General features: G+C 64.4%; 20 protein-coding genes. 13 read left to right on the forward strand and 7 right to left on the reverse strand.

Translation table 11 applies throughout. The annotated features are described in order from the left end of the window. Positions 1–49: 49 nt before the first annotated feature. Complete coding sequence (locus G9408_RS06630; protein WP_168453189.1) at positions 50–799, forward strand: hypothetical protein; 750 nt, start codon at positions 50–52, stop codon at positions 797–799. A 152-nt stretch (positions 800–951) separates the two neighbouring features. Here the strand turns inward: G9408_RS06630 and G9408_RS06635 are convergent, their stop codons facing one another. Then, positions 952–1,134, reverse strand: coding sequence for a CsbD family protein (locus tag G9408_RS06635; RefSeq protein WP_168453190.1), 183 nt, complete (start codon positions 1,132–1,134; stop codon positions 952–954). Positions 1,135–1,277: 143 nt separating this feature from the next. Here G9408_RS06635 and G9408_RS06640 point away from each other — a divergent pair, with 143 nt between their 5' ends. Then, positions 1,278–1,727 carry a hypothetical protein gene (locus G9408_RS06640; RefSeq protein WP_168453191.1) on the forward strand — a complete coding sequence of 150 codons (450 nt, stop codon included), beginning with the start codon at positions 1,278–1,280 and terminating at the stop codon, positions 1,725–1,727. A gap of 7 nt (positions 1,728–1,734) precedes the next feature. Here G9408_RS06640 and G9408_RS06645 read toward each other — a convergent pair whose 3' ends face one another. The 3 genes from G9408_RS06645 to thiS are packed head-to-tail and all read right to left on the reverse strand — an operon-like array spanning position 1,735 to position 3,567. Beyond that, complete coding sequence (locus tag G9408_RS06645; RefSeq protein ID WP_168453192.1) at positions 1,735–2,586, reverse strand: amidohydrolase family protein; 852 nt, start codon at positions 2,584–2,586, stop codon at positions 1,735–1,737. Positions 2,587–2,596: 10 nt separating this feature from the next. Further along, positions 2,597–3,367, reverse strand: a complete 771-nt coding sequence (locus tag G9408_RS06650; protein WP_168453193.1) for a thiazole synthase — start codon at positions 3,365–3,367, stop codon at positions 2,597–2,599. Then, entirely contained in the window at positions 3,364–3,567 is a 204-nt protein-coding gene (gene thiS, locus G9408_RS06655; protein ID WP_168453194.1) for a sulfur carrier protein ThiS, read from the reverse strand. The genes G9408_RS06650 and thiS overlap by 4 nt, the downstream gene beginning before the upstream one ends. 80 nt (positions 3,568–3,647) lie before the next feature. On the opposite strand from thiS, the gene G9408_RS06660 reads away from it, so the two are divergent. The 3 genes from G9408_RS06660 to accC all read left to right on the forward strand — a co-directional run bounded on the left by G9408_RS06660 (position 3,648) and on the right by accC (position 6,017). Next, positions 3,648–4,088, forward strand: a complete 441-nt coding sequence (locus tag G9408_RS06660) for a type II 3-dehydroquinate dehydratase (protein WP_168453195.1) — start codon at positions 3,648–3,650, stop codon at positions 4,086–4,088. A 69-nt stretch (positions 4,089–4,157) separates the two neighbouring features. Beyond that, positions 4,158–4,646 carry an acetyl-CoA carboxylase biotin carboxyl carrier protein gene (gene accB / locus G9408_RS06665; protein ID WP_168453196.1) on the forward strand — a complete coding sequence of 163 codons (489 nt, stop codon included), beginning with the start codon at positions 4,158–4,160 and terminating at the stop codon, positions 4,644–4,646. A gap of 9 nt (positions 4,647–4,655) precedes the next feature. Beyond that, positions 4,656–6,017: an acetyl-CoA carboxylase biotin carboxylase subunit gene (gene accC, locus G9408_RS06670; protein WP_168453197.1), complete on the forward strand. Its 1,362-nt coding sequence runs from the start codon at positions 4,656–4,658 to the stop codon at positions 6,015–6,017. 34 nt (positions 6,018–6,051) lie between these two features. Here the strand turns inward: accC and G9408_RS06675 are convergent, their stop codons facing one another. The 3 genes from G9408_RS06675 to G9408_RS06685 form a co-directional block, all read right to left on the reverse strand. Beyond that, on the reverse strand, positions 6,052–7,857 hold the full coding sequence (locus G9408_RS06675; RefSeq protein ID WP_168453198.1) for an AMP-dependent synthetase/ligase: 1,806 nt from the start codon (positions 7,855–7,857) through the stop codon (positions 6,052–6,054). Positions 7,858–8,022: 165 nt separating this feature from the next. Next, complete coding sequence (gene ggt, locus G9408_RS06680; RefSeq protein WP_168453199.1) at positions 8,023–9,714, reverse strand: gamma-glutamyltransferase; 1,692 nt, start codon at positions 9,712–9,714, stop codon at positions 8,023–8,025. 240 nt (positions 9,715–9,954) lie between these two features. Then, entirely contained in the window at positions 9,955–11,025 is a 1,071-nt protein-coding gene (locus G9408_RS06685) for a quinone-dependent dihydroorotate dehydrogenase (RefSeq protein WP_168453200.1), read from the reverse strand. A 94-nt stretch (positions 11,026–11,119) separates the two neighbouring features. On the opposite strand from G9408_RS06685, the gene G9408_RS06690 reads away from it, so the two are divergent. The 8 genes from G9408_RS06690 (at position 11,120) to sufC (ending at position 18,420) form a co-directional block, all read left to right on the forward strand. Continuing rightward, a complete protein-coding gene (locus G9408_RS06690) occupies positions 11,120–12,940 on the forward strand; it encodes a DUF885 domain-containing protein (protein ID WP_328804394.1) in 1,821 nt (606 codons plus the stop codon). Between the two features lie 133 nt (positions 12,941–13,073). Next, positions 13,074–13,931, forward strand: coding sequence for an AraC family transcriptional regulator (locus tag G9408_RS06695; protein WP_328804395.1), 858 nt, complete (start codon positions 13,074–13,076; stop codon positions 13,929–13,931). A gap of 421 nt (positions 13,932–14,352) precedes the next feature. Next, a complete protein-coding gene (locus G9408_RS06700) occupies positions 14,353–14,829 on the forward strand; it encodes an SUF system Fe-S cluster assembly regulator (RefSeq protein WP_168453203.1) in 477 nt (158 codons plus the stop codon). Positions 14,830–14,831: 2 nt separating this feature from the next. Beyond that, a complete protein-coding gene (gene sufB / locus G9408_RS06705) occupies positions 14,832–16,319 on the forward strand; it encodes a Fe-S cluster assembly protein SufB (protein ID WP_168453204.1) in 1,488 nt (495 codons plus the stop codon). Then, on the forward strand, positions 16,316–16,717 hold the full coding sequence (locus tag G9408_RS06710) for a hypothetical protein (protein WP_168453205.1): 402 nt from the start codon (positions 16,316–16,318) through the stop codon (positions 16,715–16,717). Before sufB ends, G9408_RS06710 begins: the two co-directional genes overlap by 4 nt. Positions 16,718–16,947: 230 nt before the next feature. Further along, positions 16,948–17,211 (forward strand): hypothetical protein, encoded by a 264-nt coding sequence (locus G9408_RS06715; RefSeq protein WP_168453206.1) that lies wholly within the window; start codon positions 16,948–16,950, stop codon positions 17,209–17,211. 73 nt (positions 17,212–17,284) lie between these two features. Next, positions 17,285–17,668, forward strand: coding sequence for a hypothetical protein (locus G9408_RS06720; protein WP_168453207.1), 384 nt, complete (start codon positions 17,285–17,287; stop codon positions 17,666–17,668). Between the two features lie 8 nt (positions 17,669–17,676). After that, on the forward strand, positions 17,677–18,420 hold the full coding sequence (gene sufC / locus G9408_RS06725) for a Fe-S cluster assembly ATPase SufC (protein ID WP_168453480.1): 744 nt from the start codon (positions 17,677–17,679) through the stop codon (positions 18,418–18,420). Positions 18,421–18,426 lie beyond the last annotated feature (6 nt).

Below are 18,426 nucleotides of genomic sequence, written 5' to 3' on the forward strand. Positions count from 1 at the left end.
TTTAACCAGGATCGGGCAATCCGGGTCAAAGATTAAGGGAGTGTTAGCGATGATCTTGCGCGGAAAATGGCTGGTCACCGGCCTGCTGATGGCGGCGGCACCGCTTGCCGGTTGCCGGGACAACCCCGAAGCCAAGTCCGAACTCGCCCCGCTCGACGACGGGCTGACCAACGCCGACCCGGCGGTGAAGGGCGCGCTCGAAGACAAGATCATGGTCGATCCCAAGCTCGCGGGTCAGGCGAACCAGAATGCCGTCGGTCCGGGTAACCGGCCCGTCGATGGCGGCGTTCCCGGCGTTGCGGGCGGCAAGGCCGCGACCGTCGCCGAAGCCGCCGCGGCGCTCAAGGCCGGCAAGTTGCTGACAGCCCCGAAAGCCTTGCCGCTCGAAGCCGGCTGCGACGGCTGCGAAGCGAAGGACCGCCCGGTGACCATCGGCGCGCTCGCCCGCGATCAGTCAAAGGGCGGCTGCGACGCCAAGCTGACATATGGCAATGCCTGGGCCGATCGCCTGCCCGCCGCGTTCAAAGTCTACCCGCGCGCGACGCTGCGCGAAGCCGCTGGCATCGCGGGCGGCAAGTGCAACATCCGCGTCGTCAATTTCCAGACCGCAGCGTCGATCCAGGGCGTGTTCGATTATTATCACACGATGGCGGTGCGCGCCGGTTACACCAGCGACCATCGCGTCAACGGCAATGAGCATATGCTGGGCGGCACCAAGGGCGACCTCGCCTATGTCATCATGGCGCGCCGCGACGGCGGCATGACCGACGTCGATCTGGTCGCGTCGGGCGGTCGCTAAAAAGCCCTAGTCCTGAGCCTGTCGAAGGGCGCTTAACGGCGATAGGCGCCCTTCGACAGGCTCAGGGCTACGGTGGGATGCGAGCGATCCACCACCCAACAAAAAAGGCTCCGGTTTCCCGGAGCCTTTTCCTTTAGCATGACGGCGGATCGTCAGACCTTGTCGCCCAGCGCGCCCTGGACCTTGCCCTTCAGATTCTGGGCTTCGCCCTTGCGCTCCTGCGCCTCGCCTTCGGCGCGCAGCCGCTCGTTGTCGGTCGCCTTGCCGATCGCCTGCTTGGTGTTGCCTACGGCTTCGTTGGCGAGACCTTTGGCTTTTTCGGTGAGTTCACCCATGGAATTTCTCCTTAGCTGATGGCCGAGGCGACGCTGCCTCTTGCCCCACCAACGGGCCACCGTCGCCAATGTTCCGCGCACCCGGCAAAGCGTTCAGAAAAAAGGATGTTTGACCTGCGGCCCAAACAGGATTGAATAGCGGCATGACGAATCCACGCTCCGTCCTGCTCGCAGCGACCGCCCTTCTGCTCGCTCCCACCGCCGTTGCGCAGCCGACACCGGCCAGCGCCCCGGCGCAGCCCCAAACGCGCGGCTTGACCGCCGAAGAGGCTGCGGCGCTGATCGCAAAGATCGCCGAGGCGCAGGCCAGGCTCAAGAACGATGAGAAGGCGTATTTCGAGCTACTGTCCGGCGCGCCCGCATCCTATCCGATGACGCGCACCGCGCCGCGCGACGCCTTTCTCCGCCTCCCGCTCGCCAAGACGTTCAGCGTCGAGCGCAAGGCAACCGACAACAAGCTGTGGCAGCCCTATCGGATCATCGTCCTTCCCGACGGCCCCGGCAAATTGCTGTGGGATGTCGAGGTGGTGCTCGGCATCGACGGTCAGATCGAACGCATCGCGATGCTCTATCGCTCGCCGGCCCCCTTCTGATTTCGCCTTACGGCTTCAGGCCCAACAGTGCCCGCGCATTTTCGTGGCGGATTTTCGCCTTTTCGGCGGGCGTGATGTCGAGCTTGTCGAGCGCGTCGAGCGTCTGTTTGAGCGAAAACTGCGGATAGTCCGATCCGATGAGGACATGGTCGATCCCGACATTGCGCATCGTCCAGATGAATTCTTCCTCGATCGGCGCATCGGCGACCAGCGTCACCGTCGCCGAAATGTCGAAATAGATATTGTCGCCGAACAGCCCCTCGGCGGTGCGCGCCATTTTCAATATGTTCCAGAAACGGAAATTCAGCCCGCCCAGATGGGCAAAGACAAATTTGGTCTTCGGCGCGGACAGCGCCAGATTGAACAGCTTTTCGCTGTCGCCGCCCGGCACGATATTGGCATTGTCCATCACCACGACGACGCCCAGTTCGCCGGCGCGCCGAACCAGCGCCAGCACCCGGGGGTCGGCGGGGTCGAAGCGCTGGGTGTGCGGATGGATCTTGAGCATCTTCACGCCCAACCCCGCCACGCGCTGCAGTTCGTCGAGCGCCGCCGCCGCATCATAGGGGTGGACGGTCGCGATCGGCACCATCGTGGGGTGCTTTTTTGCGAGCGCCAGCAGCGCGTCATTATGCGCCCGGATGCTGGCCGGATTGCCCGCCAGCGCCTGGTTCTCCGGCCCACCGAACCACATACCGCCAAAGCCGGTGATCGTCAGCCCGGCACCTTTCACCTGCGCCTCATATTCGCCGATCGACTTGTCGCCATCCCACAGATGGACGTGGCTGTCGAACACCGGCTGGGCGATTGCTGTTTGCGGGACAAACAGCGCGGCAGCTAGCAGGGTCAGGATTTTCATGTGATGCTCCTCAGATAAGCCCTGCCAGCGGGCTCGACGGATCGGCATATTTGCGCAGGCCCATCCGCCCCGCCAGATAGGCGTCGCGCCCCGCCTCGACCGCTTGGCGCATCGCGCGCGCCATGCGGATCGGGTCCTTCGCCTCGGCGATCGCTGTGTTCATCAGCACGCCGTCGCAGCCAAGCTCCATCGCCACCGCGGCATCGCTTGCCGTGCCGACGCCCGCATCGACGAGCACCGGCACCGACGCGCCCTCGACGATCAGGCGGATCGTGACGCGATTCTGGATGCCCAGCCCCGAACCGATCGGCGCGCCCAAGGGCATGATCGCGACGGCCCCGGCATCCTCGAGCTGTTTCGCGGCGATCGGATCGTCGACGCAGTAAACCATCGGCAGGAAGCCCTCTTTCGCGAGCACCTCGGTCGCCTCCAGCGTCTCGCGCATGTTCGGATAAAGCGTTTTCGCTTCACCCAGTACTTCCAGCTTCACCAGATCCCAGCCGCCCGCCTCGCGCGCGAGCCGCAGCGTGCGGATCGCGTCGTCGGCGTTGAAGCAGCCCGCGGTGTTCGGCAGGTAGGTGATCTTCCTGGGATCGATATAGTCGGTCAGCATCGGCGCATTGGGATCCGACACATTGACGCGGCGCACGGCGACGGTAACGATCTCCGCCCCCGACGCCGCGACTGCCGCCGCATTCTGCTCGAAATCCTTGTACTTGCCGGTCCCGACAATCAGCCGCGACGTGAATGTCCGTTCGGCAACGCTCCAAGTGTCGGTCAACAACCGCCTCCCACAAAATGCACGATTTCCAGCGCGTCGCCGTCCGCGAGCGCCACCTCTCCCAACGTCGAGCGCGGCACGATTTCGCGATTGCGCTCGACCGCAACCTTTTTGACATCGAGGCCAAGCGAGGCGACGAGATCGGCGACGCTGCCTTCGCGCACCTGCCGTTGTTCGCCGTTGAGGATGACAGAAATCACCGCATATCCGCCTTGCTTTGCCTTTTGCCGAGCAGCCCATATAGGGGGAGCGCATCGCGTAGCAACCGAAAGACCATGCTTTGACCGACAAGCCGACCGTCTTTGTCCTCTCCGGCCCCAACCTCAACCTGCTCGGCACGCGCGAGCCCGAGATTTACGGCCACGACACGCTCAACGACATTCACGCGCGGCTGGAGGCGCAGGCCGAAACGCTCGGGCTCAGGCTCGAATGCCGCCAGACCAACCACGAAGGCGTGCTGATCGACTGGCTGCACGAAGCCTATGTCGCTGGCGCCAAGGCGGTGCTGCTGAACGCGGGCGGCTATACGCACACCTCGATCGCGCTCCACGACGCGATCAAGTCGATCAAGGTGCCGGTGATCGAGGTCCATCTGTCGGACCCGATGCAGCGCGAAGCGTTTCGGCACATCAGCTATGTCGGCATGGCCGCCGTCGCACATTTTGCCGGACACGGCGCGAACAGCTATACGCTGGCGCTGGACGCCGCGGCCCGTCTCTGACAATAGGGCGCATTAAAAAACGGGGTCAGGCGCCCGAATGACGGCGCCGCAACAACAGGAAAAATTCTCATGGGTGACCATAAAGACAATGGCATCAACATCGATCCGGCTTTCGTGCGCGCGCTCGCCGAGTTGCTCGACGACACGCAGCTTTCGGAAATCGAGGTCGAGGACGGCGATCGCAAGGTCCGCGTCGCGCGCACGCTGACCGCCGCGGCCGCACCCGTCGCCTATGCTCCCGCGCCGGTCGCTGCGCCTGCAGCCGCTGCCCCTGCCGCACCCGCCGCGGCTCCGGCAGCCGCCGCGCCCGCTGCCGATAGCTTCGCCGACGCCGTGAAATCTCCGATGGTCGGCACCGTCTATCTGGCGCCCGAACCCGGCGCGCCCAATTTCGCGGCCGTCGGCTCGGCGGTGAAGCCCGGCGACACGATCCTGATCATCGAGGCGATGAAGGTGATGAACCCGATCACCGCGACCACCGCGGGGACGCTGAAGGCCGTGCATGTCGAGAACAGCCAGCCGGTCGAATTCGACCAGCCGCTGTTCACCATCGGATAAAGTCAGCCCATGGCCATCGAAAAACTGCTGATCGCCAACCGCGGCGAGATCGCGCTGCGCATCCATCGCGCCTGCCACGAAATGGGCATCAAGACGGTCGCGGTCCATTCGACCGCCGACACCGACGCGATGCACGTCCGCCTCGCCGACGAGGCCGTATGCATCGGCCCGCCCGCCGCCAAGGACAGCTATCTCAACATCCCGGCGATCATCTCGGCCGCCGAGATCACCGGCGCCGACGCGATCCATCCGGGCTATGGCTTCCTCTCGGAAAACGAGCGCTTCGCCGAAATCATCGAAGCGCACGACATGGTCTTCGTCGGACCGAAGCCCGAGCATATCCGCACGATGGGCGACAAGGTCGAGGCGAAGCGCACCGCCGTCGCGCTCGGCCTGCCCGTCGTCCCCGGCTCGCCGGGCGCGGTCACCTTCAGCGAGGAGACCAAGAAGCTCGCGAAGGAAATCGGCTACCCCGTCCTGATCAAGGCTGCCTCGGGCGGCGGTGGGCGCGGGATGAAGGTCGTTCCCGACGAGGACAGCCTCGAAAGCCTGATGGGTCAGGCCTCATCCGAAGCGGCGGCCGCCTTTGGCGACCCGACCGTTTACATGGAAAAATATCTCGGCAACCCGCGCCACATCGAGTTCCAGGTGTTCGGCGACGGGAACGGCAATGCCATCCATCTTGGCGAGCGCGACTGCTCGCTCCAGCGCCGCCACCAGAAAGTTCTCGAAGAAGCCCCCTCGCCGATCATCTCCGCCGAAGAACGCGCGCGCATGGGCGGCATCTGCGCCGATGCGATGGCCAAGATGGGCTATCGCGGTGCGGGCACGATCGAATTCCTTTGGGAAAATGGCGAATTCTTCTTCATCGAGATGAACACGCGCATCCAGGTCGAGCATCCGGTGACCGAGATGATCACCGGCTTCGACCTCGTCCGCGAACAGATCCGCATTGCGGGCGGCGCGGGGCTGTCGGTCAAACAGGAGGATCTCGAATTCCGCGGCCATGCGATGGAATGCCGGATCAATGCCGAAGACCCGCGCAGCTTCCTGCCCTCGCCCGGCAAGGTCACCAACTATCACGCCGCCGGCGGCATGCACGTCCGCGTCGATAGCGGGCTCTACGCCGGCTATTCGATCCCGCCCTATTATGACAGCATGATCGGCAAGCTGATCGTCTATGGCCGCAGCCGCGAAAGCTGCATGATGCGGATGCGCCGCGCGCTCGAGGAAATGGTGATCGGCGGCGTCAAGACGAACATCCCGCTGCACCAGGCGTTGCTTGCCGATCCCGACGTCATCCACGGCGACTATACGATCAAGTGGCTCGAAGAGTGGCTCGCGCAGCAGGACGAAACAGGCGGAGCCTGAACGCTATGGCATCCTCCCCGTCCGGGGAGGATGCTCAGCCTTTGTACAGTGCCGCGATCTTGTCGGCATAGACCTCGCGCAGCACGTGGCGGCGGATCTTCATCGACGGGGTCATCTGTTCGTTCTCGATCGTGAACGGCTCGTCGGCGAAGTCGAATTTGCGGACCTTTTCGATAACCGACAGCTGGCCGTTCACCCGATCAACCGCCGCCCGGATCGCGGCGCGGAATTTTTCATGCTCGCGCAGACGGCACAGGTCTTTCGGTAGCCCCTCGGCCTCCGCCCACTCGGCCATCCATTCGGGATCGGGCACCAGCAAGCCGACCAGGTGCGGCCGCTTGTCGCCATAGACCATCGCCTGCAAAATCTCGGGCTGGAGCGTCAACATGCCCTCGACGCGCTGCGGCGAGACATTGTCGCCCTTGTCGTTGACGATCAGATCCTTCTTGCGGTCGGTGATGACGATGCGGCCCTTGTCGTCGATATGGCCGATGTCGCCGGTGTGGAGCCAGCCATCGACCAAGACCCGCGCGGTCTCGGCGTCATTGCGCCAATAGCCCTTCATCACCAGTTCGCCGCGCACCAATATCTCGCCGTCATCGGCGATCTTGACCTCGGTGTTCATCAGCGGCGGGCCGACGGTGTCCATCTTGATCCCCGCGCTCGGGCGGTTGCAGCTGATCACCGGCCCTGCCTCGGTCTGGCCATAGCCCTGGAGCAAGGTCAGCCCGATCGAGTGGAAGAATACGCCGATTTCGGGATTGAGCGGCGCGCCGCCCGAAACCAATGCCTTCATCCGGCCACCGAAGCGCTGGCCGATCTTGGGCCGGAACAATTTGTCGAGCAACAAGTCGACCGGGCGGTCAAGCAGCCCCATGCGCCGCTCATAATCCTTCTCGCCGACGCGCAGCGCCTGGTTCAGCATCCAGTTCGCCAGCTTGCCCTGCTTTTCGACCGATTTGATCATGCGGGCGCGAATGACTTCGAACAGCCGCGGCACGACGACCATGATCGTCGGGCGCGTCTCCTCGATATTCGAGACAAGCTTTTCGAGCCCCTCGCTGTAATAGATTTGCGCGCCGACCATGATCGGCAGGAACTGCCCGCCCGAATGTTCATAGGCATGGCTGAGCGGCAGAAACGACAGGAACACCTCCTCGTCGCCGATGCCAAAGTCGTTGACCAGCACCTCGGCCGCCCCCGCCGCATTGTGCAGGATCGCGCCATGATGCTGCATCACCCCGCGGGGTGCGCCGCCGGTGCCGCTGGTGTAGATCAGGCACGCGGTATCCTCGCGCTTCATCGCGGCGGCGCGCGCCTTGGCTTCTTCCAGCCAGGCTTCGCCGCCGGTCACCAGCGGTTCCCAGTCGTGGATCGCGACATCGCCCTGCTGCCCGACGCGCAGGCTTTCCATAGTGATGACGATATGCGCGTCGGAGCGCGTGACCGCCGGCATCAACGTGCGCGCCAGTTTCGCGGTCGACACGATCACCGCGGTCGCACCGCTGTTGTCGAGGATATGCTGGTGGTCGCGTTCGGTGTTGGTCGTATAGGTCGGGACGGTGATGCAGCCCGCGGCCATGATACCGAGGTCGGCAATGCACCATTCCGGGCGGTTCTCGCTGACGAGCACGACGCGGTCGCCGTCCTTCAGCCCCATTTCGCGCAGGTTGTGCGCCAGCGCCGCCACCTGGTTGGCGACCTGCCGCCAGCTCAGCGGATGCCAGACGCGGTCCGCCTTGCGCCACAGGAACGGATCTTCGCCGCCGCGCGCGGCGCGGTCGAAGAACATCGCGACCAGGCTCGGAAATTGGTCGAGATGGGGATTGTCCAGCTTCATTCTACCTCTCTCCAGGGAGATTGTTTTTCTGTTCTTATCGTTTCAAATACACGTCATTGCGACCGCGGCGAATGCTGGGTGAAGCAATCCAATATGGTCTTGCGCCGCTCTGGATTGCCACGGGCCTGCGGCCCTCGCAATGACGAGATCGCAAGATCAGCCAATTCACCCCTGCGGCGGTGCACCATCCACCGAAGATGTTCCCGGCCCGCGCGGGTCGGCGGCGCCGCGCCAGCCATCGCCAACGCGCTCGACCGCGTTCAGCTTCGAACCGAGGTCCGTGGGCGTAAAGCTGTAGCCGAAGGGCTTCATCTTCGCCGCCATCGCCTCGCCCGCGTCGGTATTTTCGATCAGCACGCCGCGCTCGCCGAAATAGAGATTGGGCAGTTCCATCGCGGTCTTGGCATCGAGCCCCCAGTCGAGCACGCCGACCAGCACTTTCGTCACATGCATGATGATCCGTTTGCCGCCCGCCGAACCGACCGCCAGCACCACCTTACCGTCGGGGCCGTAAACGATCGTCGGCGACATCGACGACAGCGGGCGCTTGCCCGCCTGCACCCGGTTGGCGGTCGGGACGCCGTTCATCGTCGGGGCGAGGTCGAAATCGGTGAGTTCGTTGTTGAGGAAATAGCCATTCGCAATCAGGTGGCTGCCGAAAATACTCTCGATCGTCGAGGTCATCGACACGACATTGCCCGCCTTGTCCGCGACGGCAAAATGGGTGGTGCCCTGCTCGGGGATCGGCGGCGCTTCGGCGCGGGGCTTTGCGCCCGGCGGGGTGCCGGGCTCATAGCGTCCGGCGGCGGCAAAGGGCGAGATCAGCTGGCGACGTTCGGCGAGATATTTTTTGTCGAGCAGTCCCGCGACAGGCACATCGACAAAATCGGCATCGCCCAGATAGGCACCGCGATCGGCGTAGGACAGCTGCATCGCCTCGGCGAGCAGGTGCCAGCTCATGGGATTGTCCTTGCCCATCGCCTTCATGTCCCAGCCCTCGATCATCCCGAGGATGCCAAACACGGTGGTCGCGCCCGACGAGGGCGGACCCATGCCGCACACCTTGTAGATGCGATAGGTCGTGCAGACCGCGGGGCGCTCCTTGGCCTTGTAGGCCGCAACGTCCTTGACCGTCAGCGTTGCCTTGTTGCGCTGGGCATTGGCAACCGCGTCGCTGATCGCTTTGGCGTTGGCACCGGTGTAAAAGGCGTCGGGCCCGCGCGCCGCGACGTCGCGCAGCAGCGCGGCATAGGCGGGATTGCGGATCCGGGTGCCGACCGGCGCAGGCTTGCCGTCGACATAATAGATCGCGCGCGCCTCGGGAAAATCCTTCCACAAGGATTCGAACCGCGTCATCCAGTTGTGCAGCACCGGGGTGACTTCGAAACCCTCTTCGGCCAGCTTGATCGCAGGCTGGAACAGCGCCGCCCATTCCAGCTTGCCCCATTTCTTGTGCGCCATTTCCAGCAGGCGGATGTTGCCGGGGACGCCCACCGACAATCCGCCGGGGATCGCGTCCGAATAGCTGCGCGGCTTGCCATCGGGGCCGAGGAAGCGGTCGGGTTTCGCCGAGGCAGGCGCCATTTCGCGGCCATCGATCGTCGATATACTGCCGTCCCTGGCATCGTGATGCAGCATCAGACCGCCGCCACCGATGCCGCTCGACTGCGGTTCGACCAGCGTCAGCACCGCGACCATCGCGACCGCCGCGTCGGCGGCCGTGCCGCCCTGATGGAGAATTTGCCGCCCCGCCTCGGTCGCGCGCGAGTCGGCGGACGAGGTGACACCCTGTGCGAGCGCGGTGGATGGGAGGGTCAGGGTGGCGAGCGCGACGAGCGGCAGGAATCTTTTCAACATGCCGGCGACATTGGCGCGCGGTCGGGGGGAGTGCAAGCCCAACCGATCCTCCCTGTCGCGCAGCGATGGGGAGGTGGCAGCGCGAAGCGCTGACGGAGGGGCCATGACGCTACCGTTGCGGCCCCTCCACCCCTCGCTTCGCGAGAGTGCTGGGTCGTCCAGTCCCCCGGACTGGACTTGGATTGCCGGGGGCAATCCACCCCCGCACTCCCCCTCTCCATGGCTTCGCCACAGGGAGGATTATTGTGCGGTCCCCACCGCGTCGCTCACCCGCGCAAAACCGTCACGCACCGCCAGCTTTTCGAGCCCTTTCGCAATCCGCGCGGCGAGCCCCGGCCCTTCGTAAACCATCGCCGAATAAATCTGCACCAGACTGGCGCCCGCGCGGACGCGCTCCCACGCTTGCTCTGCCGAGGCAATGCCGCCGGCCGCCACCAGCGGCACCCTGCCCCCGCCAGCCACGCGGAAATCGCGAACGCGCTGGAGCGCCAGATCGGCGAGCGGCGCCCCCGACAGGCCGCCCGCCTCTGCTGCATGGCGCGATGCCAGCGCCGGGCGGGTGATGGTGGTGTTCGAGACGATCACCGCAGCGAGCCCCTTGTCGAGAGCCACCGCGACGATCTCGTCGATGTCGGCGGGCTCCAGATCGGGCGCGACTTTCAGGAACACCGGCTTCACCCCGCCCGCAGGCTGCGCCGCAGCGACGCCGTCGAGCAGGGCCTCAAGCGCCCCCTTGTCCTGCAAGGCGCGCAGCCCCGGGGTGTTCGGCGAGCTGATGTTGACGGTCAGATAATCGGCGAGCGGCGCCATCGCCGCGGTGCCCCGCGCATAATCAGCGATGCGGTCGGCGCTGTCCTTGTTCGCGCCGATATTGATCCCGAGCGGCACCGGCAGACCGTATCGGCGCAGGCACGCGATGCGGTCGGCCGCCCTCTCCTGCCCGCCATTGTTGAACCCCATGCGGTTGATCACCGCCCGATCCTCGACCAGCCGGAACAGCCGCGGGCGCGGGTTGCCGCCCTGCGGCAGCGGGGTCAACGTGCCGACCTCGACAAAGCCGAAACCGAAATGCGGCATCGCATGCGCGACGCGCGCGTCCTTGTCGAAGCCGGGCGCGAGGCCGACCGGATTGGGGAAATGCAGCCCCGCCAGTTCGGTCGCCAGCACCGGGCGCGACAATGCGGTGCGCGCGCGCGGCAGGGGCTGAAGCGCATTGAGGGTCAGATTATGCGCCGCCTCGCCATCGGTGGCATGGACGATCGGGCGGACCAGCGCATAAGCGGCATCGGCGGCGGAGGCAAAGAGCGACATGGCCCGCCATTGCGCGCCCCGCGCGGCTATGGCAAGCCCCGCTGCAACCAATTCGCCGTCGCCAAAAAGCCATCGGAAAAACCGGGAGAAAATCGTGTCGCAGCTTCACCTCATCGCTCGCCTGTCCACCGCCATCGCGCTGCTCGCCGTCGCGGGTTGCGCGCCCGCCGCGGTGCAGGACGCGCCCGCCACCGCGGCAGCGACGCCCGCGCCGGATGCCGTGCCCGCAGGGGCGAACCTCGCGCAATTTTTCGACAATTATGACGCCGCCCAGCTGTCGCTGAGCCCGCAGGGCAAGGCGTATCGCGGCATCCGCGACGCCGATTATGGCCGCTGGAACGACGTCAGCGACGAGGCGGCGATCGCGAACCATAAATTGCAGCAGGCGACCGCCGCGGCGATGCGCGGCAGCTTCGATCCCGCCACGATGTCGACCGACGAAGCGCTGTCGTTCGAACTGTTCAACGCGCAGGCGGCGCGCGCCGAGCGACTGTTTCCGTTCCGCGATCGCGGCTATGTCTTTGACCAGATGAACGGCCCGCAAAGCCAGCTCCCCGCCTTCCTGATCAACATCCACCGCGTCGCCAATCTTGCCGAGGCCGAAGCCTACATTGCGCGCATCCGCGGGCTCGGCCCGGTGCTCGACGCGCTGAACGCGGAATCGGTGAAGCGCGCTGCCAAGGGCGTCCAGCCGCCCAAATGGGTCTATGCCTATCTGATTTCGGATATCGGCAACCTGCAAGGACCGAACAATGCCGTCGTCGAGGATCTCGCCGCGAAAGTCGCCAAGCTCGACATCGATGCCGCCGAAAAGGCACGGCTGACCGCCGCGGCGAAGGCCGCATGGGCGGAGAGCGCCGGTCCCGCCTATGGCCGCCTGCTCGCCGAAATGAAGCGCCAGCAGGCGAGCGCGCCGACGCAGGACGGGGTGTGGCGCCTGCCCGACGGCAAAGCCTATTACGAGGCGCTGCTCGCCAATTACACGACGACCGACATGACCGCGACGCAGATCCACGACCTCGGCCTCGCCGAAGTCGCGCGTATCCATGGCGAGATGCGGGCGATCATGGCCAAGGTCGGCTTCAGGGGCTCGCTGCAGCAGTTTTTCGAGCATCTGCGCACCAGCCCGCAATATTATCACACGACGCGCGAAGCCTATCTCGCCGAAGTCGACGCCCGCACCAAGGCGATGGAAGCGCGGCTCCCGGCCTTTTTCAACACGCTGCCCAAGGCGGCGTTGCAGGTAAAGGCGGTCGAGGCGTTCCGCGAGAAATCGGCGGGCAAGGCCTTCTACCAGTCGCCCTCGCCCGACGGGTCGCGGCCCGGCACCTATTATGTGAACCTCTACGACCTGCGCGACATGCCCAAGACCGAGCTCGAAGCGCTCGCCTATCATGAGGGGGTTCCCGGCCATCATCTCCAGCGCGCGGTGCAGACCGAACTCACCGGCCTGCCGCCCTTCCGCCGCTTCGGCGGCTTCACCGCCTATACCGAAGGCTGGGGCCTCTATTCGGAGGAGCTCGCCAAGGACATGGGCTTCTATACCGACCCCTACAGCGATTTCGGGCGGCTGGGCATGGAGCTGTGGCGCGCCTGCCGCCTCGTCGTCGACACCGGCATCCACGACAAGCGCTGGAGCCGCGAGCAGGCGATCAAATACCTCAAAGACAACACCCCGAACCCCGACGGCGACATCGAAAAGGCGATCGAGCGCTATATCGTCTATCCCGGACAGGCGACCGCCTATCTGATCGGCAAGCTCAAGATCATGGAATTGCGCGGCCGTGCCCAGGCGGCGATGGGCGCCAAATTCGACTATCGCGCCTTTCACGACGTCGTCCTCGAATCGGGACCGGTCCCGCTCGACATCCTCGAACGGCGCGTCGATGCATGGATCGCAAGCCAAAAAAGCTAATAATCGAACAAAGTTCGCGCTTGACGCGCAGGGATGAAACGCAAATGATTTGTTTCAGATAACAAGGCCGCCTGGGGAAAGGCGGCCGCGGTCTGGGTTCGTCATGTCAGAAGCTTCATCCTCACGCGCAGGCGTGGACGGCAGCGCGCCGTTCGAATTGCACTATTTCCCGCCCGATCCCGATCTGGCGGACCTGGTGTCGAGCTTTTATTTCGCGCGGCTCAACATGCCGAAATTCGACGAATATGAACGCGCCGACCGGCCGCAGTTCCGGTTCGTCACCAATGCCGACGGCGAATATGTCTTTGCCGACGGCCACCGCGCCACCGTGACGCGCGCGATCATCATCGGCCCGACCAGCGGACGGGTGCGCGCGATCAGCAATTGCCCGGCGCAATTGTTCGGCTTTGGCCTGCTGCCCGCGGGATGGGCGGCGTTGATGGGCGACGACGCCGAAAAGCTGACCGACCGCGCGCTTGATGCCACCGACCGGTTCGGGCCGTGGATCGAAGACGTGGCGACAACGCTGGAACAGGCGGCGGACGTCGAGGCCAAGCTGGTGATCGGCAATAATTTTGCGCGCGAAGTGCTGACCCGCGGCGAAGCGCCGCCTTTGTGGTTCATCCGCACCGTCGACGAGTGGCTGACCGCGACGCCCTCCCCGCAGGTCGCCGATCTGGTCGATGCGACCGGCATGTCGATCCGCTCGGTCGAGCGGATGACCAAGCATTATTACGGCCTGTCGCCGCGAATGCTGGCGCGCAAATATCGCGCCGTGCGCGCCGCGTCAGCGCTCGCGCGCGGCGAAGGGCTCGATGCCGCGCAGCTCGGCGACGCCTTTTACGATCAGTCGCATCTGATCCGCGAGATCAAGCGCTTCGCCGGCGCGACGCCGGGCCAGCTCAGCAAGCCGACCTCCTACACCGAGGCGACGACCAAGGGGCGCAAGCAGCTCGCCGGCAAAGTCAGCCCGCTGGTGTCGGAGACGTAGGGCGGATTTTGCGGTGTGATCGTTACCGCAGCCCTGAGCTTGCCGAAGGGCGTTTCTCGGACAGGCGCCCTTCGACAAGCTCAGGGCTACGGTGAAGGTTCTGCGGCGGCGTTCGCAGTCGCTCGACCCCATTAACCAGCAAAATCTGACCTAGGCCGTTTTTGGCGTTTCCGTACAATCGCGAATCGCCGCGCGAGCATAATCGGGTGCTGCGACCCAGAAGAGCTCATCCTCTGACGAGGACTGAGACCTTCATCTCGGCACTCATTTGGCTCCGGCCAGGTGGGTGCCTTTTTTTTGGCGCAATATTTCTATCCCCGCCGACAAACGCGCTTGCTTGCACCGTCCAAACGGCGCGCCTATATAAGTGGAGTAATTTACTCCAGTTAAGAATCGTTCGCAATTTGCGAGCAGAGAAACGATGCGACTGTCCAACCTTGCCGATTATGCCGTGGTGCTGATGAGCGCCGCCGCCCGCCAGTGCGGGTCGGTGCCGCTTCACGCCGGCATGCTCGCCGAGCAGACGGGGATTCCGGGGCCGACCGCGCAGAAATTGGTGAGCCAGCTCGCCCGCGCAGGCCTGCTCGTCGCATCGCGCGGCAGCGGCGGCGGCGTGCGCCTCGCGCGGCCGGCAGCGGCGATCAGCGTCGCCGACATCATCGAAGCCGTCGAAGGCCCGATCGCGCTGACCAGCTGCGTTGTCGAAGGCCGCCACGATTGTACGCTGGAAGGCAGCTGCAAGGTGCAGCCGCACTGGGGCGTCGTGAACGGCGCCGTGCGCGGCGCGCTGGCGGAGATCAGTTTGGCCTCCTTGTCCGTCGCCCCCGCGAAGGCGGGGGCCGCTGGATCCAGTGCACCAACGACAACGGCCCCCGCCTTCGCGGGGGCGACGAGATAGATATGACCGACAACACCGAAACCCGCATCAAGGACCAGGCCGCGCACGAAGCCGCCGCCAAAGTCGCCGACTACGAGCATGGCTGGTCCGCGGACATCGAAACCGACTTCGCGCCCAAGGGGCTGACCGAGGATACGGTCCGCTTCATCTCGGCCAAGAAGAACGAGCCCGAATGGATGCTCGACTGGCGGCTGAAGGCGTTCCGCCATTGGCAGACGATGGAGACGCCCGACTGGGCGAAGCTCAACGTGCCGCCGATCGATTACCAAGACGCATATTATTACGCAGCGCCCAAGGCCAAGCCCAAGCTCAGCAGCCTCGACGAGGTCGATCCCGAAATCCTCGAAGTCTACAAGAAGCTCGGCATCCCGATCGAGGAGCAGAAGGTGCTCGCGGGCGTCGAGGGCGCGCGCAAGGTCGCGGTCGACGCGGTGTTCGACAGCGTCAGCGTCGCGACGACCTTCCGCGAAGAACTGAAACGCGCGGGCGTGATCTTCCTGTCGATCTCCGAAGCGATCCGCGAATATCCCGAGCTGGTGAAGAAGTGGCTCGGCAAGGTCGTGCCGATGCACGACAATTATTTCGCGACGCTCAACTGCGCGGTCTTTTCGGACGGCACCTTCGTCTATGTGCCCGAGGGCGTCCGCTGTCCGATGGAGCTCAGCACCTATTTCCGCATCAATGCCGAGAATACGGGGCAGTTCGAACGCACGCTGATCATTGCCGACAAGGGCGCGTACGTCAGCTATCTCGAAGGCTGCACCGCGCCGATGCGCGACGAGAACCAGCTCCACGCCGCGGTGGTCGAACTCGTCGCATTGGACGATGCCGAGATCAAATATTCGACCGTCCAGAACTGGTATCCCGGCAATGCCGAGGGGCTCGGCGGCATCTATAATTTCGTGACCAAGCGCGCGCTCTGCCAGGGCAAGCGCAGCAAGGTGTCGTGGACGCAGGTCGAAACCGGCAGCGCGATCACCTGGAAATATCCGAGCTGCGTGCTCAACGGCGACGACAGCGTCGGCGAATTTTATTCGGTCGCGGTGACCAACAATTACCAGCAGGCCGATACCGGCACCAAGATGATCCACAATGGCAAGCGCACCCGCTCGACCATCGTGTCAAAGGGCATCAGCGCGGGCAAGTCGAACAACACCTATCGCGGCATCGTGCGCGTCGCGCCGAACGCCGAGGGCGTGCGCAACTTCACCCAGTGCGACAGCCTGCTCCTCGGCAGCACCTGCGGCGCGCACACCGTGCCTTACATCGAGGTCCGCAATCCCACGGCGACCGTCGAGCATGAAGCGACGACGAGCAAGATCAGCGATGACCAGCTGTTCTACGCGATGCAGCGCGGGCTGGGGCAGGAAGAGGCCGTGGCGCTGATCGTCAACGGCTTCGCCAAGGAAGTGCTGCAGCAACTGCCGATGGAGTTCGCGGTCGAGGCGCAGAAATTGCTGGGGATCAGCCTTGAGGGGAGCGTCGGATGATGCGCCGCGGCTTCGTCATTCCCGCCTGCCTGAGCCTTGCCCTGCTCGCCGCGTGCGGCGACGCAGGCTCAGCGGGCGAGAGCGGCTTGCTCGACACCGCGACGCTCGTCGAGAAATTGCCGCCGGAGGTCCGCGGCGCGGTGACGTCCTACGAGCGGGACCTGTTGAACGCCGCGGCCACCTACAAGGCCGAGTTCGGCCGCTGGCCGGTCAGCTTCGCCGAGGTCGCATCGGTCGCCGGGGCGCGTGAGGTTGCGATGAATATCCTGGCTGACGGCATCGGCGAGCAGATTCCCTTTGCCAGCCGCGAGACGGCGGAAAAGGCCGCCGATGCGATCATCGGCACCGCCGAGCGGCGCGTTCTGGACCGGATGAAAGCGCAAGATGCGCAAAGTTGACGATCTTAACGGCTCGCCCAAGCGCCAAGCCAGATCGACGGGGACAGCGATGTCCGCGGCGCCCCCGTTTATGCCCCGAATTGAGACAATATGGGCTGGAAACCACCGCAACTTCGACATTAACCGGCCCGAATTAACTATAATTATCACCAGTCCGCATCCGGGGACATGGGACGTCACGCCTTTGTCATATGCTCGCCCCCTGTCCGATTCGATCCGGAGAAACAGCCATGGCACGCGGTTTGGAATTCAACTGGTCGGACGCCGATCTGGTCGTCCATCCTGTGCAGGCCGTGACCGCCTATCCGACGCATCAGGGCGTGGTCATTCGGCAGCAGAAGAAATCGGAACGCGATCGCGACGAGGTGATCACTGTTCCACATCACGCGGTGACCATGCTCATCCGGCGCTTGCAGCATCTGCAGAACACCAGCGTGATCAGCGTCGAAGAAGTCGCCAATTCGGAACTGGCGGAAATCTTCGCCGCCGAATAGCAAGGCGTCCGCTGCCCACAGGGCTGGTCATTCCTTTGCGGAAGCTGAAAATCGGCCTTGAGAGGAACGCGGGGTGAAGGCAACTTTCGCCTTCGTTTTCCTTGTCGCCGCGTGCTCCGATGGCGAAGCCGAGATGCTGGCAGACATGTCGCTCTCGGAGCGCACATCTTACGAGGCAATCAAGTCGTTCAACAAGTGCATGCAACCGCACATCGATTTGGCAAAGCGTGGGGCTGCCCTGCCCGACGATCAAATCAATGAATTTGGGCTCAAATGCCCAAAGGAGTTGGAAGACGTCGCACAAGCGATGGCCAAACGGCCGCTGTCGAGTTTCCACGGCTCGATCTCGAACGACGAGTGGATTCCCGACTTTAATGCGCGCCTTGCACATTATCGGAAATCATTTGCCCGCTCCTTCAGTTGCGAACTGCGCCCCGGGGGCTGTCCGGTTCTATAGGAAATATGATGCTCACAATTGAAAACCTCCACGCCACCGTCGCCGACAAACCGATCCTGAAGGGCTTGTCGCTCGCCATCAATGCGGGCGAGATCCATGCGATCATGGGCCCCAATGGCGCGGGCAAGTCGACGCTTTCCTATGTCCTCGGCGGGCGGCCCGGTTATGAGGTCACCGAGGGATCGGCGACGTTCGACGGGCACGACCTGCTCGACATGGACCCGCACGAGCGCGCCGCCGCCGGCCTGTTCCTCGGCTTCCAATATCCGGTCGAAATCCCCGGCGTGTCGAACGTCCAGTTCCTGCGCGAAAGTCTCAACGCCCAGCGCAAGGCGCGTGGGCAAGAACCTTTGTCGGGCGGCGACTTCCTGAAACTCGCGCGCGAGAAAGCGGGGCTGCTCAAGCTCGACATGGACATGCTCAAGCGCCCCGTGAACGTCGGCTTTTCGGGCGGCGAGAAGAAGCGCAACGAGATGGTGCAGATGGGCATCCTCGATCCCAAGCTCGCGATCCTCGACGAAACCGACTCAGGGCTGGACATCGACGCGCTGCGCGTCGTCGGCGACGGGATCAACGCGATCATGCGCCGCCCCGACAAGGCGGTGCTGCTGATCACCCATTATCAGCGCCTGCTCGACTATGTGCAGCCCGATTTCGTCCACGTCCTCGCGGGCGGGCGGATCGTGAAGTCGGGCGGACCCGAGCTCGCGCTCGAGCTCGAACGCGAAGGCTATGCGGAGATCGCGGCGTGATGACGC

The sequence above is a fragment of the Sphingopyxis microcysteis genome, from assembly GCF_012274265.1.
GTDB lineage: Bacteria > Pseudomonadota > Alphaproteobacteria > Sphingomonadales > Sphingomonadaceae > Sphingopyxis > Sphingopyxis microcysteis.

What these genes read in the sequence shown, in the direction of transcription:
- G9408_RS06630 (WP_168453189.1), top strand. Translation starts at nt 50, where the DNA reads ATGATCTTGCGCGGAAAATGGCTGGTCACCGGCCTGCTGATGGCGGCG.
- G9408_RS06635 (WP_168453190.1), bottom strand. Translation starts at nt 1,134, where the DNA reads ATGGGTGAACTCACCGAAAAAGCCAAAGGTCTCGCCAACGAAGCCGTA.
- G9408_RS06640 (WP_168453191.1), top strand. Translation starts at nt 1,278, where the DNA reads ATGACGAATCCACGCTCCGTCCTGCTCGCAGCGACCGCCCTTCTGCTC.
- G9408_RS06645 (WP_168453192.1), bottom strand. Translation starts at nt 2,586, where the DNA reads ATGAAAATCCTGACCCTGCTAGCTGCCGCGCTGTTTGTCCCGCAAACA.
- accB (WP_168453196.1), top strand. Translation starts at nt 4,158, where the DNA reads ATGGGTGACCATAAAGACAATGGCATCAACATCGATCCGGCTTTCGTG.
- accC (WP_168453197.1), top strand. Translation starts at nt 4,656, where the DNA reads ATGGCCATCGAAAAACTGCTGATCGCCAACCGCGGCGAGATCGCGCTG.
- G9408_RS06675 (WP_168453198.1), bottom strand. Translation starts at nt 7,857, where the DNA reads ATGAAGCTGGACAATCCCCATCTCGACCAATTTCCGAGCCTGGTCGCG.
- ggt (WP_168453199.1), bottom strand. Translation starts at nt 9,714, where the DNA reads ATGTTGAAAAGATTCCTGCCGCTCGTCGCGCTCGCCACCCTGACCCTC.
- G9408_RS06685 (WP_168453200.1), bottom strand. Translation starts at nt 11,025, where the DNA reads ATGTCGCTCTTTGCCTCCGCCGCCGATGCCGCTTATGCGCTGGTCCGC.
- G9408_RS06700 (WP_168453203.1), top strand. Translation starts at nt 14,353, where the DNA reads ATGCGACTGTCCAACCTTGCCGATTATGCCGTGGTGCTGATGAGCGCC.
- sufB (WP_168453204.1), top strand. Translation starts at nt 14,832, where the DNA reads ATGACCGACAACACCGAAACCCGCATCAAGGACCAGGCCGCGCACGAA.
- G9408_RS06710 (WP_168453205.1), top strand. Translation starts at nt 16,316, where the DNA reads ATGATGCGCCGCGGCTTCGTCATTCCCGCCTGCCTGAGCCTTGCCCTG.
- G9408_RS06715 (WP_168453206.1), top strand. Translation starts at nt 16,948, where the DNA reads ATGGCACGCGGTTTGGAATTCAACTGGTCGGACGCCGATCTGGTCGTC.
- sufC (WP_168453480.1), top strand. Translation starts at nt 17,677, where the DNA reads ATGCTCACAATTGAAAACCTCCACGCCACCGTCGCCGACAAACCGATC.